General features: G+C 68.0%; 15 protein-coding genes. 9 read left to right on the forward strand and 6 right to left on the reverse strand.

The features are described from left to right. Positions 1-5: 5 nt before the first annotated feature. From ABEG18_RS07940 to ABEG18_RS07955, 4 genes are all read right to left on the reverse strand, one after another. A complete protein-coding gene (locus ABEG18_RS07940; protein ID WP_406857533.1) occupies positions 6-806 on the reverse strand; it encodes an ABC transporter permease in 801 nt (266 codons plus the stop codon). Beyond that, the gene (locus ABEG18_RS07945; RefSeq protein WP_406857534.1) at positions 803-1,663 is read right to left on the reverse strand and encodes an ABC transporter permease; all 861 of its coding nucleotides are present in this window, start codon (positions 1,661-1,663) and stop codon (positions 803-805) included. Before ABEG18_RS07945 ends, ABEG18_RS07940 begins: the two co-directional genes overlap by 4 nt. Then, on the reverse strand, positions 1,660-2,709 hold the full coding sequence (locus tag ABEG18_RS07950; RefSeq protein ID WP_406857535.1) for an ABC transporter ATP-binding protein: 1,050 nt from the start codon (positions 2,707-2,709) through the stop codon (positions 1,660-1,662). The genes ABEG18_RS07945 and ABEG18_RS07950 overlap by 4 nt, the downstream gene beginning before the upstream one ends. Positions 2,710-2,770: 61 nt before the next feature. Beyond that, positions 2,771-3,805, reverse strand: a complete 1,035-nt coding sequence (locus ABEG18_RS07955) for an ABC transporter substrate-binding protein (protein ID WP_406857536.1) — start codon at positions 3,803-3,805, stop codon at positions 2,771-2,773. 109 nt (positions 3,806-3,914) lie between these two features. On the opposite strand from ABEG18_RS07955, the gene ABEG18_RS07960 reads away from it, so the two are divergent. After that, positions 3,915-4,817: a LysR substrate-binding domain-containing protein gene (locus ABEG18_RS07960; protein WP_406857537.1), complete on the forward strand. Its 903-nt coding sequence runs from the start codon at positions 3,915-3,917 to the stop codon at positions 4,815-4,817. 36 nt (positions 4,818-4,853) lie between these two features. On the opposite strand, the gene ABEG18_RS07965 is transcribed toward ABEG18_RS07960, so the two are convergent. Continuing rightward, positions 4,854-5,861 (reverse strand): sensor histidine kinase, encoded by a 1,008-nt coding sequence (locus tag ABEG18_RS07965; protein WP_406857538.1) that lies wholly within the window; start codon positions 5,859-5,861, stop codon positions 4,854-4,856. A gap of 269 nt (positions 5,862-6,130) precedes the next feature. On the opposite strand from ABEG18_RS07965, the gene ABEG18_RS07970 reads away from it, so the two are divergent. Together ABEG18_RS07970 and mgrA are read left to right on the forward strand one after the other, a co-directional pair. Beyond that, positions 6,131-6,469: a hypothetical protein gene (locus tag ABEG18_RS07970; protein ID WP_406857539.1), complete on the forward strand. Its 339-nt coding sequence runs from the start codon at positions 6,131-6,133 to the stop codon at positions 6,467-6,469. 90 nt (positions 6,470-6,559) lie between these two features. Further along, on the forward strand, positions 6,560-7,606 hold the full coding sequence (mgrA, locus tag ABEG18_RS07975) for an L-glyceraldehyde 3-phosphate reductase (protein WP_406857540.1): 1,047 nt from the start codon (positions 6,560-6,562) through the stop codon (positions 7,604-7,606). Positions 7,607-7,615: 9 nt separating this feature from the next. Here mgrA and ABEG18_RS07980 read toward each other — a convergent pair whose 3' ends face one another. Next, complete coding sequence (locus ABEG18_RS07980; protein ID WP_406857541.1) at positions 7,616-8,614, reverse strand: LacI family DNA-binding transcriptional regulator; 999 nt, start codon at positions 8,612-8,614, stop codon at positions 7,616-7,618. A 167-nt stretch (positions 8,615-8,781) separates the two neighbouring features. On the opposite strand from ABEG18_RS07980, the gene ABEG18_RS07985 reads away from it, so the two are divergent. The 6 genes from ABEG18_RS07985 to ABEG18_RS08010 all read left to right on the forward strand — a co-directional run bounded on the left by ABEG18_RS07985 (position 8,782) and on the right by ABEG18_RS08010 (position 14,991). After that, on the forward strand, positions 8,782-10,047 hold the full coding sequence (locus ABEG18_RS07985; protein WP_406857542.1) for an ABC transporter substrate-binding protein: 1,266 nt from the start codon (positions 8,782-8,784) through the stop codon (positions 10,045-10,047). Positions 10,048-10,129: 82 nt separating this feature from the next. Further along, positions 10,130-11,023 (forward strand): carbohydrate ABC transporter permease, encoded by an 894-nt coding sequence (locus tag ABEG18_RS07990; protein ID WP_406857543.1) that lies wholly within the window; start codon positions 10,130-10,132, stop codon positions 11,021-11,023. Between the two features lie 17 nt (positions 11,024-11,040). Further along, complete coding sequence (locus ABEG18_RS07995) at positions 11,041-11,958, forward strand: carbohydrate ABC transporter permease (RefSeq protein ID WP_406858565.1); 918 nt, start codon at positions 11,041-11,043, stop codon at positions 11,956-11,958. 2 nt (positions 11,959-11,960) lie between these two features. Then, positions 11,961-13,037: an ABC transporter ATP-binding protein gene (locus tag ABEG18_RS08000; RefSeq protein ID WP_406857544.1), complete on the forward strand. Its 1,077-nt coding sequence runs from the start codon at positions 11,961-11,963 to the stop codon at positions 13,035-13,037. A gap of 23 nt (positions 13,038-13,060) precedes the next feature. Beyond that, positions 13,061-13,819 (forward strand): sugar phosphate isomerase/epimerase family protein, encoded by a 759-nt coding sequence (locus ABEG18_RS08005; RefSeq protein ID WP_406857545.1) that lies wholly within the window; start codon positions 13,061-13,063, stop codon positions 13,817-13,819. A gap of 11 nt (positions 13,820-13,830) precedes the next feature. Further along, on the forward strand, positions 13,831-14,991 hold the full coding sequence (locus ABEG18_RS08010; RefSeq protein WP_406857546.1) for a Gfo/Idh/MocA family protein: 1,161 nt from the start codon (positions 13,831-13,833) through the stop codon (positions 14,989-14,991). The last annotated feature ends 11 nt before the right edge of the window (positions 14,992-15,002 follow it).

Here is a 15,002-nt window from a genome sequence, read left to right on the forward strand (position 1 = left end):
GGAGGTCAGCCCTTTCCGGCTCCGACGAACAGGCGATCGAGCCCGAAGACACGGTCCAACACGAGCAGCATCAGCGCGGTGAGGGCGATGAGGCAGGCCGAGACCGAGGCGATAAGCGGGTCGATGTTGTCCTGGATGTAGAGGAACATGCGCACGGGCAGGGTGACCGTGGCGGGAGAGGCGACGAAGACCGTCATGGTGACTTCGTCGAACGAGTTGATGAAGGCCAGCATCCACCCTGAGACCACGCCGGGCAGGATCAACGGCAGCGTGACGCGGCGGAACACCGTCGCCGGACTGGCGCCGAGCGAGACCGCCGCATGCTCGATGCGGGCGTCGATCCCGTAGGAGGCCGCCAGGACGAGGCGCAGCGCGAAGGGGATGACGACGATCACATGGCTGAGCGCCAGCCCCGTGAAGGAGCCGGCCAGCCCGACCTGGGTGAAGAAGCGCAGGAAAGCGATGCCGAGCACCACATGCGGCACCATCAGCGGCGACAGGAACAGCGCCGTCAGCGCCTCCCGGCCCGGAAAGCGATAGCGGGCGATGGCCAGCGCCGCCGGGACGGACAGCGCGATCGCGATGGTGGAGGACAGCGCCGCCAGCCAGAGGCTCGACCAGAACGCGCGCAGGAACTCCGGATAGGCCAGGATCTGCCGGAACCAGCGCAGGCTGAAGCCATTCGTTGGCAGCGACAGATAGCCCTCCGGCGTAAAGGCGACGGCGCACACGATGGCGAGCGGCGCCAGCATGAAGATCACGAAGGCCAGGTGGAAGGCGATGGCGAGGGGACCGTTGCGGCTCATTCGAACACCTGCGCGTAGCGGCGTTCGATCAGCCGGTTGGAGCCCACGATGATGGCCACGAGCGCCACGAGCAGGAGCGTCGCCACGGCCGCGCCCAGAGGCCAGTTCAGCGTGTTGAGGAATTCGTCATAGGCCAGCGTCGCCGCCACCTTGAGGCGCCGGCCGCCGATGATGGCCGGAGACGCGAAGGCGCTCGCCGCCAGGGCGAAGACGATCACCGAGCCGGACAGGATCCCGGGGACGATCTGCGGCAGGACCACGCGCCGCCACGTCGTCAGCGTCGAGGCGCCCAGCGAACCGGCCGCGTTCTCCACCTGCGGATCGAGCCGCTGCAGCGCCGCCCAGACCGCCAGCACCATGAATGGCGCCAGCACATGGGTGAGCGTCACCACCACGCCGGTCTCGGTGAACATGAAGGGCAAGGGCGCGTTGATCGCGCCAATTTTCATCAGCCCCTGGTTCACGACTCCGGTGGAACCGAACAGCAGCGCCCAGCCCAGCGTCCGCGCGACGACCGAGACCAGCAGCGGCCCCAGGATCGCGAGCAGCGACACGCTGCGCCAACCGGGGCTCATGCGGTTCAGCACATAGGCCTCCGGCACGCCGATCGCGATCGACGCCAGGGTGACCAGGATCGCAATGCGGAAGGTGCGAAGGAAGACCTGGAAGAAATAGTCGTCGGCCGTCATCTCGCGCCAGTTCTTCAGCGTGAATTCCGGCACGATGCCCTTGTACTGTCCCCAGTCGTAGAAGGAGAGCAGCACCGTCATGGCGAGCGGAACCAGCACCAGGCCGAGAAAGACCAGGGCGGTGGGGCCAGCGAGCCAATAAGGCGTGAGAGGCGCCCGCTCCTTCACGACGCGCCTCCGGCCGGAAGGATCGCCGCGTCCCCAGCGGCGAAGGTGAGCGTGACGCGCTGGCCCTCGGTCGGGATCGGCGATCCGTCATTGGGCCGCACATGCGTCACGGGGCCGGCCTCGGTGTCGATCTGCAGGAGCCAGTGCAGGCCCTGGAAGACCCGGATCTTGACCGACCCGGAAATGCCGGGTCCGGAAGTGAGCGACAGGCGCTCCGGCCGCACCGCGATGATGTGCGGTCCCGGTACGGCGCCGGCGGGAGCCGGCGACCTCAGCCCGCCCACCGTGACAACCGGCCCGTCCGCATCCTGCTCGACCGCGCCGGCCAACAGGTTGGTCTTGCCCAGGAAGTTCGCCACGAAGGCGGACGCCGGGCGGGCATAGGCGTCGTCGGGCCGCGCGACCTGCTCTACCCGGCCCTTGTTCATCACCACGATGCGGTCCGAAAGCGCCATGGCTTCGGATTGGTCGTGCGTGACCAGGATGGTGGTGGTGCCGATGCTGCGCTGGATCGAGCGCAGCTCGATCTGCATCTCCTCGCGGAGCTTGGCGTCCAGGTTGGAGAGCGGCTCGTCCAGCAGCAGGATCGAGGGCTTGATCACCAGGGCGCGCGCCAGCGCCACGCGCTGCTGCTGGCCGCCGGACATGCGCTTGGGGTAGCGGTCCGCGTAGCCGGCGAGGCCGACCAGGGCCAGCGCCTCGGCCACCCGTCGGTCGCGCTCGGCGCGGCTGACGTCGCGCATCTCCAGGCCGAAGGCGACGTTTTCGGCCGCCGTCATGTGTGGGAACAGCGCGTAGCTCTGGAAGACGATTCCAAGCCCGCGCCGATTGGGCTTCACCTTGTTCAGTTCGGCCCCGTCGAGCATGACGCGGCCGGCCGTCGGCTCCACGAAGCCGGCGATCATCTGCAAAGTAGTGGTCTTGCCGCAACCGGACGGGCCCAGGAGCGAGATGAACTCCCCCTTGTCGACCGCGAGTTCGAGCGCCTCCACGGCGACATGGTCGCCATAGCGCTTCGTCAGTCCCTCGAGGGAGATATAGGCCATGCAGGGACCGTCCGGTTCCGTGTCGCGTCGGGGGAGGGGGCCGCGGCCGAAGCCGCGGCGATCAGCGCTCGATCTCGCGGTTCCAGCGCTTGGTCCATTCCTCGCGCTTGGCGTTCACCACGTCCCAGTCGACCGCCTTCAGCGTCTTGGCCACGTCGCCATAGGGCAGGCCTTTCTGGTCCTCGGGCGCCAGCTTGACGGTCATGTTGGCCGGACCCGTGCCGGCGCCCCTGGCGAGCGCGACCTGGATCTCGGGCGAGAGCAGGTGCTGCACGAAGGCGTTGGCCTCCTTCTCGTTCTTCGAGCCGGCGACCGGGCAGGCGGCCGTGCCGAGGGCGTAGCCGCCTTCCTTGGGGTAGACGAACTCCACCGGAAAGCCCGTGTCGGCGAAGGCCTTGACGCGGCCCGAGCCCCAGACCGCGAACACCGCCTGGCCGTTCTGGAAGAGCTCGGTCATCTTGGCGGGGGAGGGCTCATAGGCGAGGACATTCGCGTTAATCTGCTCCTTGAAGGCCTTGAAGCCGGGCTCGATGTCCTTCTCGCCGCCGCCGCCCAGCTGCGCCTCCGCGATCAGCGCGTGCAGGCCATAGGTGTTGTTGATCGGCGGAATGACGATCTTCTGCTTGAACTTGGGATCCTTCAGGTCCGCCCATGAGCTGGGGATCGGCTGTTTGCTCTCCTCGAAGGCCTTCTTGTTGACCATGAAGCCGGTGGCCACCATGCCGATGCCGACCGCCTTGTTGGAGGAGAACTTCATCACCGGCGCCACGTCCTTGTAGACGTCGCCCGGGGCCAGATCGCCGCAAAAGCCCAGCGAGACCGCCTGGTAGGCGGGACCGTCGTCGACGATGATCACGTCGATCTGCTGGTTGCCTTTCTGGGCCTGCAGCTTGGCGAGGGTGTCGGTGGAGTTGCCGGCCACATACTCGATCTTGACGCCAGACTTGGCCTCGAAGGGCGGGATGATCTCCTTGCGCATGGCCTGCTCGTAGGAGCCGCCATAGCCCGCCACATAGAGCGTCTTCTGTTGCGCCAGCGCATGGCCTGACGCCAGCGCCGTCGAGGCCAAGAGCAGCCCCGCCCAAACGTTCTTCATGAAGACCCTCCTTGACCGACCAAAACCATGACCAGCTTGGACGCCGCGCAACCGGAGGGTCAAATCGAATGATTGCGGCAGCTCATAAGGGAATGTTATGGGCAGTCCCATGCTCAACCCGCGCCAGATCGAGGCTTTCCGGGCCGTCATCGTCATGGGAAGCGTGACGGGCGCGTCGCAGGCGCTCAACGTCACCCAGCCCGCCGTCACCCGGCTGATCCACGATTTCCAGCGCAGTCTGGGACTGCCCCTCTTCGTCCGCCGCGGGTCTCGGCTCGTGCCTACCGAGGAGGCGCTGGCGCTCTATCGCGAGGTCGAGCGGCAATTCGTGGGCCTGGACCGCATCGCCCGCGCCGCCCGCGACCTGCGGGAAGGCCGGGCCGGCACGCTGCGCATCGCCGCTCTTCCGGCCTTCAGCGTCGGCTTCATGCCGCGCGCGGTCGGCGAGTTCATGGTCGAGCGGCCGGAACTCGACGTGGCGCTCTACGGCAGCATCTCCTCGCAGGTCGTGGACTGGATCGCGTCCGGCTTCTGCGAGGTCGGATTCGTCCAGACCCCGATCGAATCCGCGCATCTGGACATCGAGCCCCTGGTCTCTGCGCCGGCCGTTGCGGTGCTGCCCGCGGGCCATCCTCTGTGCGCCAAGACCGTCCTGGAGCCGGCGGACTTCGCCGGCGAGCGCTTCGTCTCGCTAGAGAACAGCACGCAGCTGCGCTACCGGATCGACGCGGTGTTCTCCCAGGCGCGGATTTCGCGCCAGTCGCGCGCCGAGACTCCGCTGTCCATGATCGCCTGCGCGATGGTCGCGGCGGGGGCGGGCCTGAGCATCGTCGATCCCTTTACCGCCGCCGAGTATGACAAGCGCGGCGTCGAGATCCGGACCTTCCGGCCTCATATCCACCTGGACGTGGCCTGCATCTGGTCCGCGCAGCGCTCCAGGTCGGGCATCGCCCGGCAATTCATGAGCTTCGTCAGAGGCAAGCTCGCGACCTTCGCCGACGTCGAGCCGTGACGGAAGCGGGATCGCTCACGGCCGCTTCGCCGGCGGCTAGTGGGAGAGCCGCTCCTTGTCGAGCTTCAGCGTCACGACGGCGCCTTCGACGGACCAGTCGACGTCGAGGGATCCCCCCAGCTGGCCGATGACGCTGGATCTCAGCAGTCGGCTGCCGAAGCCCGGCGCGTCCTTCGGGGCCGCCACGGCCGGGCCGCCCCGCTCCATCCAGACGACCGAGATCATGGCGTCCATGTCGGTGCAGGAGATGTCCAGGGTCCCGCTGTCGGATGACAGGCAACCATATTTGACGGAGTTGGTGGCCAGCTCGTGGACGATCAGCGCCAGGCTCGTCGCCGCCCTCTCGCCCACGCCCATGCGCGGCACGGCCACGCGGATGCGGCCGCTGAAGGCTCCCAGATCGTCATAGGGCGCCAGCAGGATCGAGATGAGATCGCCCAGGAGGGCCGCCGATCCCTGCTGCCCCGGCAAGGGCCTGACCATGTCATGGGCCCGCCCGAGCGCGGCCAGCCTGGCGGTCAGCTCCTGCGCCATGTCGACAGGCGTCTTGGCCGACTGCGACGTGAGCCGGGTCAGGCCGGACGCGATGGCGAGCAGATTCTTGACCCGGTGGCTCATCTCGCCGGCCAAAAGCTCGCTGCCCTCTTCGGCCTGCTTGCGTCCGGTCACATCGAGGAAGATGCCGAACATCACCCGGCCCACCATGCCGATGTCCTCGCCCTGGCCCCGGGCCGAGATCCATCTCACGACGTCGCCCACCAGGATCCTGAAGTCGATCTCGTAGTGTCCCAGGACGGCTCTCGTCGCCGAAAAGGCCGCTCTCACCCGGTCGCGGTCGGCAGGGTGGATATGGGCGGAGAGATCCTCGAAGGTGACGTGGTCGGTCGGCGGCACGCCCCACAGCGTATAGGCCCGATCGTCCATGGTGAGGCGGTCGGTGTCGACGTTCCACGACCAGAGGGCGATGCCTGCGGCGTCGACGGCCAGCCGGAGATGTCGTGCGTCCCAGGCCCCGGGCGCCCAGGAAGACTCATCGCGCGTCACGGAGCGACAGCCGGAAGTTGATTCCACATCGCCCATCCTTCATCCGAAGAACCGCACACCTAGCACAATCGGTGCGCGAAGGTCAGGTTCCTGAGCGACATCCGAGACGAGGGGCAGCCGCACGGGACCGGCTTGGCCCGGGTGTGCGCTCGGCGTCGGCTTTGATCGCCTCGACGGCCGCCCTTAGTCTCGACCCGGCCGGAAGCATCGGCGGGTCGCCTGCGTGCGCTGAGACGCTGGCGCAGACGAGGAAGGGAGCGGCGGCCGTGATGAAAGAGACGAATTCCCGGCAAGTCGAGGGGGCTCCGGATGCGAGCCTCTCGCGTCACATCCTGCCGACCTCCGGCACGATGATTGGCATCTGCACCACGCTGGTCGGCTTGGTGAAGATCATCGAAGCCAGAACCGGCCCCAGCAGCGTGGACGAGCTGGCGGCTCTGACGTCGATCCTGTTCCTGGCGAGCGCCGTCATGTCTTACGCCTCGATTCGAACCGGCAGGCCTCACCGGCTCGGCGTGCGGCTGGAGCGGGCCGCCGACCTCTGCTTCATGGTCGGGCTCGTGAGCGTCGTCGCGATCGCGGCCTTCTTCGCCTATGAGGTGCTCTAGCATCCTGCCCCGGCTGGGCAGGGTTGCCGCCTGCCGGGCGGGCGTATTTGATGAGCGCCCTTCGGATCGGACGGCGCACAGGAGATCGCCATGGGCTACCAACCGCTCGCAGAGCGCTATGAGAGCGGGATGCGGTATAACCGCGTGGGCCGCAGCGGGCTCATGCTGCCGGCGATCTCGCTCGGCCTCTGGCATAATTTCGGCCATGACCAGCCGCAGGATCGGGCGCGGGCGATCTGCCGCAAGGCGTTGGATCTAGGCGTCACGCATTTCGACCTGGCCAACAACTACGGTCCGCCTCCCGGCTCGGCCGAGGCCCATTTCGGCGAGATCCTGCGGACCGACTTCGCCGGCCTTCGGGACGAGTTGGTCATCTCCACCAAGGCCGGCTACCGCATGTGGCCCGGGCCCTATGGCGAATGGGGCAGCCGCAAATACCTGATCTCCAGCCTGGACCAGAGCCTGAAGCGGCTGGGCGTCGACTATGTGGACATCTTCTATTCCCACCGCTTCGACCCGGATACGCCTCTGGAGGAGACCATGGGCGCCCTCGACGCCGTGGTCCGCCAGGGGAAGGCGCTTTATGTCGGCCTCTCGTCCTACAACTCGCAGCGCTGTCGCGATGCGGTCCGCATCCTCCGGGACCTCGGAACGCCCTGCCTGATCCACCAGCCCAGCTACTCGCTGATCAATCGCTGGATCGAGGACGACGGGTTGCTGGACACGCTCGACCGGGAGGGGATCGGCTGCATCGCGTTCTCGCCGCTGGCGCAGGGCCTGCTCACGGGCAAGTACCTGAACGGCGTGCCGGAGGACAGCCGGGCCGCGGCGGGCAAATCGTTGCGGCCGGCCTTTCTCACGCCGGAGAACATCGAGAGGGCGCGCGCGCTCGACGCGATCGCACGGCGGCGCGGACAGACCCTGGCCCAGATGGCCCTGGCCTGGGTGCTGCGCGGCGGGCGGGTCACGTCCGCCCTCATCGGCGCGAGCCGGCCGGAACAGGTGGAGGACTGCGTGGCCGCGCTTCGCCATCCCGACTTCACGGCCGAGGAACTCGCCGAGATCGACCGCTACGCCGTGGAGGGCGGCGTCAATCTGTGGGCCGCGTCAGCGGAACGCGCGGGTCCCCAGCGCTGAGACGCTCGGTCAGCGCCGGCGGGTGCTGTCGCGCGCGATGATCTCGGCGGGCAAGCGCACGTCCCGGGCCGGAGGGGTCCGGCCCTCGATCAGGTCGACCAGCATGGCGGCGGCGCGGGCGCCGATCTCGCCGCGCGCCTGGCGCACGGTGGTGAGGGCCGGGTTATAGGCGCCTGCGAACTCGATGTCGTCGAAACCCGCCACCGAGACGTCGCCGGGGACCGACAGGCCCGCCCCGACAAAAGCGCGGATGGCGCCCATCGCCATCGCGTCGTTGCAGGCGAACACGGCGTCGGGCCTTGCCGAAAGCGCGAGCAGCGCCCTGGCCGCGGCTTCGCCCGCCGCGATGGAGAAGTCGCCGGGCCGGACCAGCGCGTCGTCCAAGGTCAGGCCGTGGGCCAGCAGGGCGTCGCGATATCCGGCGAAACGGTCGTGCTCCAGCACGTTGGCGGCCGGCCCGCGCACATAGGCGATGCGGCGGTGGCCGTCGGCGATCAGGCGCTCCGTCATGGCGCGCGCGGCCTCGCGATTGGCCGTTTCGACATGCGGCAGTTCGGAACCGGGAATGCGCTCGCAGAGGCTGACGGTGGGCACGACGATCTGGGCTCCGTCCGGCTTGGACAGCAACCGGCCATTGAGCAAAAGCAGACCGTCGACGCGCCCGGCGCGGACGAAATCGGCATGGTCCCGCTCGCGGGCGGGATCGTTGCCGGTGTCGGCGATGATCAGGCTGTAGCCGGCGGACCGCAGCAGGTCGGAGATGCCGTGAAGCACCTGCGAGAAGAAGATGTTGGACACGTCCGGCACGACTGCAAGCACGGCGTGGGTACGGCTGGTGCGCAGGTTGCGGGCCGCGACATTGAGCACGTATCCGGTCTCGCGGACGGCCTTCATCACCGCTTCGCGGGTCTTGGCCTTCACCTGGTCCGGGCTGGCGAGGGCGCGGCTGACCGTGGCGGTGGACACGCCGGCCCGCTGCGCCACGTCCCGGATCTTCGGTCGCGCCACCCGCTCGTCCATCCTCCGTCCCAGCCCTTCACGCAAGACGCCGACGGTCCGCGACCCCGGCCGAGGCGCTTGACACGCGCCTCTCATATGGCACTCTAGAAAAAAATGTAATCGATTACAAATCGAAACGCGCCGCATGCAAGACGGCGTCCTGGGAGGAAGCAGCCATGGTGTTCAAGTCGCGGGATCGGCGTGCGCCGACCACTCTCCTTACCGCCCTGGCGCTGGCCGGGGCCGCCCTCTCGGCGCAGCCGGCCGCAGCGCAGGAGCTCAAGGCCGAGGTGATCCACTGGTGGACCTCGGGCGGCGAGTCCGCCGCCGTGAAGGTCTTCGCCGAGCAGTTCAAGAAGGCCGGCGGAACCTGGATCGACACCGCCATTGCGGGCGGGGCCAACGCCCGCACCGCAGCCATCAACCGCACCGTCGGCGGCACGCCTCCCACCATGATGCAGTTCAACACCGGCAAGCAGTTCGACGAGCTCGTCGAGAACGACCTTCTGACCGACGTCGACGCCATCGCGACCGAGCAGAAGTGGAAGGATAAGATCCCTGGTCCGATCCTGGCCGCCACAACCCGAAACGGCAAGATGTTCGCCGTGCCGGTGAACATCCACGGCCAGAACTGGCTGTTCTACAATACCGAGGTGCTCAGGAAGGTCGGGGCCGAAGAGCCCAAGACCTGGGACGACATCCTCCCCATCCTCGACAAGATCAAGGCCGCGGGACTGATCCCGCTCGCCTTCAGCGGCCAGAAGACCTGGGAGCGCAACCTCTTCAACGCCGTGCTGATCGGACAGGGCGGGCCGGACCTGTGGATGAGCGTGTACGGCAAGAAGGATGCGTCCGCCGTGAAAAGCCCGGCCTTCAAGTCCGTGGCGGAGACCTTCGGCAAGCTGCGGAACTACGTCGATCCGGGCGCGCCCGGCCGCAACTGGAACGACGCGTCCACGCTGGTGATCCAGGGCAAGGCGGGCTTCCAGGTCAACGGCGACTGGGCCAAGGGCGAGTTCATCGCCGCAGGCCAGACGGCCGGCAAGGAATATGGCTGCACCATCCTGAGCAAGGCCGGCGGCGGCTACGTGATGGGCGGCGACGTGTTCGCCTTCCCCAAGACCAAGGATCCGGTCGCCCAAAAGGCTCAGGTCGTCTTGGCCAAGATGATGCTGGAGCCCGAGACTCAGATCGCCTTCAACACCAAGAAGGGCTCGATCCCGGTCAGGACGGATGTGGACGTGAGCTCGATGGACGTCTGCGCCCAGAAGGGCGCCAAGATGGCGGCTGACAAGTCGCAGCAGGCGCCCGCCATGGAGTTGCTGACGCCCCCGTCGGTGACCGGCGCGGTCGAGGATGTGATCTCCTCCTACTGGAACACGCCAGCCCAGAGCCCGGACGTGTTCGCCGACAAGTTCGCGGCGGCCCTGAAGCAGATCTGATCTGCCGCACCCCGGCCCGCCATCCGGGCGGGCCGGACCCCTGTCGTTCGCTCCAGGCGCCCGGCGCCGTGGAAGGACCGCCATGCGCGTGATCAGGCCTCGCCTCGCGTCCCGCTTTGCCGCCCTGCTGGGGCTGACCCCCGCGCTGGCGATCCTGCTCGTCGTCTATGTGGGCTGTACGGCCTGGACGATCTGGATCTCCATGACGTCGTCCCGGATGCTGCCGAGCTCCAACTTCGTGGGGCTGCGCCAATACGAGGCGCTGTTCGCCAATGAGCGCTGGCAGGTTTCGGTCGGCAATCTGGCGGTGTTCGGCGTGTTGTTCATGCTCGCCAGCATCGCTCTCGGGTTCCTGCTCGCGGTGGCGATCGATCAGCGCGTCCGGGGCGAGAACCTGCTGCGCTCCATCTTCCTCTACCCGTTCTCGATGTCCTTCATCGTCACCGGCCTTGTCTGGCAGTGGCTGCTGAACCCCACCTTCGGCATCGAGAAGATGGGCCGCGATCTGGGCTTCGCCGACTTCCGCTTCGACTGGATCGTGCGCCAGGACATGGTGATCTACACGCTCGTCTTCGCGGCCGTGTGGCACGCCGCCGGGCTCGTCATGGCGATCATGCTGGCGGGCCTGCGCGGCATCGACGAGGACATCTGGAAGGCCGCCCGCATCGACGGCCTGCCGCCCTGGCGGGTTTATCTCTCGGTCGTCATCCCGATGCTGGGCGCGAGCTTCGCCACCGCCTCCGTGCTGCTCGCCACCAGCGTGGTGCGGCTCTACGACCTCTCGGTCGCGATGACCAATGGCGGGCCGGGAGTCGCGTCCGAGGTGCCGGCCAAGTTCGTGATGGACCACCTGTTCGAGCGGGGCAATCTTGGCCTCGCGACAGCTGCCGCCACCTCCATGCTGATCACAGTCGCGGCAGTGGTCGGGCCCTGGCTTTACTGGCAGAGCCGCCGGACGGGGAGGGCGCACGCATGACCGCGCCCGCCGAAAGCATGCAGCCGGCCTGGCCAAATCCGCCCGCCGCCCCGCGAGCCCTGGAGCCCAGCGGCGCCCGCCCGAGGCGGCTCACCCCCGCCCGGGTCGGCCTTTACGCCTTCCTGGCGATCACGGCTCTGTTCTTCCTGACGCCGCTCTACGTGATGGTGGTCACGTCGCTCAAGGACATGGGCGAGATCCGTTCCGGCGCGATCCTCTCCCTGCCGCACGCGCCCACCATCGAGCCGTGGATCAAGGCCTGGTCGTCCGCCTGCACGGGCCTCAGCTGCAACGGCATCAGCGTCGGCTTCTTCAACTCGGTGGCGATCCTGGTGCCGTCCGTGATCGCCTCCATCGCGGTGGGAGCGCTCACCGGCTACGCGCTGTCCTTCTGGCGCGTGAAGGGCGCGGGCGTCCTGTTCGGCGCGCTGATGATCGTGGCCTTCGTGCCCTACCAGATCTTCATCTATCCGCTGGTGCGCGTCTTCGCCTTCGTCGGCATCAACAACTCGATCCCCGGCATCGTCGTGATTCACACCATCTTCGGCCTGCCGACGATGACGCTGCTGTTTCGCAACTACTTCGTCTCGCTGCCGATCGAGCTGTTCAAGGCGGCGCGGGTCGACGGCGCAGGCTTCTTCCGCATCTTCTGGTCGGTGATGCTGCCCATGGCGACGCCGATGCTCATCGTCGCCGTGATCCTGCAGGTCACCGGCATCTGGAACGACTTCATCCTCGGGCTGGTGTTCGCCGGGCGCGAGAACCTGCCGATGACGGTGCAGCTCAACAACATCGTCAATTCGACCCAGGGCGAGCGGGCCTACAACGTCGACATGGCCGCCACCATCCTGACCGCGCTGGTGCCCCTCGTCGTCTATTTCGCGTCCGGACGCTGGTTCGTCCGCGGCATCGCCTCCGGCGCGGTGAAAGGCTGACCATGATCAAGCGCTGCGACGTTTCCATCCGCGGTGTCGAGATCTCGTTCGGCTCCGTCCGCGTGCTGGAGAAGCTCGACCTGGAGGTCGCGCAGTCCGAATTCCTGGTGCTGTTGGGTCCGTCCGGCTGCGGCAAGTCCACGCTGCTGAACGCCATCGCGGGGCTGATCGACGTCCAGGCCGGGCAGGTGTGGATCGGCGGGCGCAACGTCACCTGGGAGGAGCCCAAGGACCGCGACATCGCGATGGTGTTCCAGTCCTACGCGCTCTATCCGCGCATGACGGTGCGCGGCAACATGTCGTTCGGCCTCAAGGTGGCCCGGATGCCGGCCGCCGAGATCGAGACCCGCGTCGCCGCCGCCGCCGCGATGCTGAAAATCACCGAGCTGCTGGACCGTCGCCCCGCCGAGCTCTCGGGCGGCCAGCGCCAGCGCGTCGCGATCGGCCGGGCGCTGGTGCGCGACGCCGGCGTCTATCTCTTCGACGAGCCGCTCTCCAACCTCGACGCTCAGCTGCGGGCCGAGCTGAGAGTCGAGATCAAGAGACTGCACCATCGCCTTGCAGCGACGATGATTTACGTCACGCATGACCAGATCGAGGCGCTGACGCTCGCGGATCGTATTGCGGTGATGAAGGATCGCGTGATCCAGCAGCTCGGCACGCCGAACGAGATCTATCGCCGCCCGGCCAACCGTTTCGTCGCCTCCTTCGTGGGCTCGCCCGCCATGAGCTTCGTGCCGGGATCTTACGAGGTGCGCGACGGCTTGCCCTGGTTCCACGCCGAGGGCGTGGCGACGCCGCTCCAGGGCTACGGCTTCGCCGACCGCCTCCAGCCCGGCGCGCCCATCGAGCTTGGGGTGCGCCCCGAGCACGTGGAGGCGGGCGGCGATCTCAGCGCCGCCATTGAGATGATCGAGCCGATGGGGTCCGACCAACTCGCCTGGCTGCGGCTTGGCGCCCACCCGATCTCCATGCGCCTGCCGGCCGAGGCCGACGTCCAGGCCGGCGGCGCCGTGCCGATCCGGCTGCCTCCCGACAAGCTCAATATCTTCGACGCCGCCTCCGGGCGCCGCCTCTGATCCGACCTGAAAGGACTCCCCTGATGACGCCCCTCGACGGCCTTTCCTTCCAGCTCTACTCGGCCCGCATGGTGGAGCCGCTCGAAGCCCAGTTCGAACTGCTCGCTGGCCTCGGCTATCGCAAGGTCGAGCCCTATGGCGGCCTGCTTGGCGACCCCGACAGGCTGAAGCGCCAGCTCGACGAGCACGGCATGAAGGCGCCGAGCTGCCACGTCGGCATGGACCGCCTGCGCGCCGACCCTGTCGCGACCGTGAAGCTCTGCCGCGGGCTTGGCATCGAGACCATCTACGCTCCCGCGCCGCCCCCCGGCGAGCGCGACGGCGGCGAGGCGGAGTGGACCGCGCTCGGGCGCGAACTGAACCGGATCGGAAAGGCGGTGACCGGCGAGGGCCTGCGCTTTGGCTGGCACAATCACCACTTCGAGTACGGCAAGGCGGCCGATGGCCGCTTCTTCCTCCACGTCCTGCTCGAGGAAGCGCCCGAGATGCTGTGGGAGGCCGATCTCGCCTGGATCGTGCGCGGCGGAGCCGATCCCATCGCCGAGGTGAAGCGCTACGCCGGCCGCGTCGAGGCCGTGCACGTCAAGGACATCGCCCCGCAGGGCGAATGCGTCGACGAGGACGGCTGGGCCGATCCTGGCCACGGCGTCCTCGACTGGGGCGCGATCGTGCCCGCCTTGCAGGAGGTCGGCGTCAAGCTCTTCGTCGCCGAGCACGACAAGCCCAACGACGTCGCCCGGTTCGCTCGCCGGGCGATGACCACCGTCGCATCCTGGCGCTGAGGAGAAAACCCATGCGGGAGCTTGGTGTCGGCGTCGTCGGCTGCGGCGTCATCTCGACCATCTACATGCAGAACATGCCCTCGTTCCGGGGCGTGCGGCTCGTCGCCTGCGCCGATCTCGCGCCGGAGCTGGCCCGCTCGCAGGCGGAAAAGTTTGGCGCCCGGGCGCTCACGATCGACGCGCTGATGCGCGACCCGGAAGTGGACGTGGTCCTCAATCTCACCCCGCCCAACGCCCATTTCGCGGTGAGCCACGCGGCGCTGACGGCCGGCAAGCACGTCTTTACCGAGAAGCCGCTCTGCGTCTCGGCCGAGGATGGCCGGAACCTGCTGCGCGAGGCCGACGGACGGGGCCTCAAGCTCGGCTGCGCGCCCGACACGTTTCTGGGCGCCGGCGGCCGGCTGGCGCGCGAAACGGTTGACAGCGGTCAGATCGGCCGCGTCCTCGCGGGCTCATGTTTCCTGATGTCCCACGGCATGGAGCACTGGCATCCGAACCCCGAGTTCTTCTTCAAGCCCGGCGGCGGGCCGATCCTCGACATCGGGCCTTACTACCTCGGCGCGCTGTGCAATCTGCTCGGTCCGGTCGCCAGCGTGCAGGCGCTGTCCTCCACCGGCTTCGCCGAGCGCGTCGTCTCGGCCGAAGGGCCGCGCAAAGGCGACCGCATCACGGTTGAAACACCCACCACGGTGATGGCGCTCCTGCGTTTCGTGGGGGGCGCCGACCTCGTCTTTTCCATGAGCTGGGACGTTTGGAAGCACGGCCACCCGCCCATCGAACTCTACGGCACGGAGGGCTCGTTCCGTGCGCCGGACCCGAACTTCTTCGGCGGCGTCGTCGAGGTGACGGCGCGCGGCGAGGATTGGCAGGTGCTGGATTCCTCGTCGCGGCTCTACGGCAAGCCGAACTGGCGCTCGCCCAACTGGGCGCCGAACTTGCCGGACCGCGCCAATTACCGCTGCCTCGGGCTCGCCGACCTCGCCAGCGCGGTGCTGCATGGAACGCCGCACCGCTCGTCCGGCGCCTTCGCGTCGCATGTGCTGGACGTTATGCACGCGATCCTGCAAGCCGGCGAGGGCGGCGGGGCGATCCGCATCGAGTCGCGCGTGGAGCGGCCGGCGCCGCTCTCCGACGAAGAGGCGGCGTCCTATTGGCGCGGCCAAGCGGCCTGAGGGGAACAGCC

Source organism: Alsobacter sp. KACC 23698, assembly GCF_045348435.1.
GTDB lineage: Bacteria > Pseudomonadota > Alphaproteobacteria > Rhizobiales > Beijerinckiaceae > Alsobacter.

What these genes read in the sequence shown, in the direction of transcription:
- ABEG18_RS07940 (WP_406857533.1), bottom strand. Translation starts at nt 806, where the DNA reads ATGAGCCGCAACGGTCCCCTCGCCATCGCCTTCCACCTGGCCTTCGTG.
- ABEG18_RS07950 (WP_406857535.1), bottom strand. Translation starts at nt 2,709, where the DNA reads ATGGCCTATATCTCCCTCGAGGGACTGACGAAGCGCTATGGCGACCAT.
- ABEG18_RS07955 (WP_406857536.1), bottom strand. Translation starts at nt 3,805, where the DNA reads ATGAAGAACGTTTGGGCGGGGCTGCTCTTGGCCTCGACGGCGCTGGCG.
- ABEG18_RS07960 (WP_406857537.1), top strand. Translation starts at nt 3,915, where the DNA reads ATGCTCAACCCGCGCCAGATCGAGGCTTTCCGGGCCGTCATCGTCATG.
- ABEG18_RS07970 (WP_406857539.1), top strand. Translation starts at nt 6,131, where the DNA reads ATGAAAGAGACGAATTCCCGGCAAGTCGAGGGGGCTCCGGATGCGAGC.
- mgrA (WP_406857540.1), top strand. Translation starts at nt 6,560, where the DNA reads ATGGGCTACCAACCGCTCGCAGAGCGCTATGAGAGCGGGATGCGGTAT.
- ABEG18_RS07985 (WP_406857542.1), top strand. Translation starts at nt 8,782, where the DNA reads ATGGTGTTCAAGTCGCGGGATCGGCGTGCGCCGACCACTCTCCTTACC.
- ABEG18_RS07990 (WP_406857543.1), top strand. Translation starts at nt 10,130, where the DNA reads ATGCGCGTGATCAGGCCTCGCCTCGCGTCCCGCTTTGCCGCCCTGCTG.
- ABEG18_RS07995 (WP_406858565.1), top strand. Translation starts at nt 11,041, where the DNA reads ATGCAGCCGGCCTGGCCAAATCCGCCCGCCGCCCCGCGAGCCCTGGAG.
- ABEG18_RS08000 (WP_406857544.1), top strand. Translation starts at nt 11,961, where the DNA reads ATGATCAAGCGCTGCGACGTTTCCATCCGCGGTGTCGAGATCTCGTTC.
- ABEG18_RS08005 (WP_406857545.1), top strand. Translation starts at nt 13,061, where the DNA reads ATGACGCCCCTCGACGGCCTTTCCTTCCAGCTCTACTCGGCCCGCATG.
- ABEG18_RS08010 (WP_406857546.1), top strand. Translation starts at nt 13,831, where the DNA reads ATGCGGGAGCTTGGTGTCGGCGTCGTCGGCTGCGGCGTCATCTCGACC.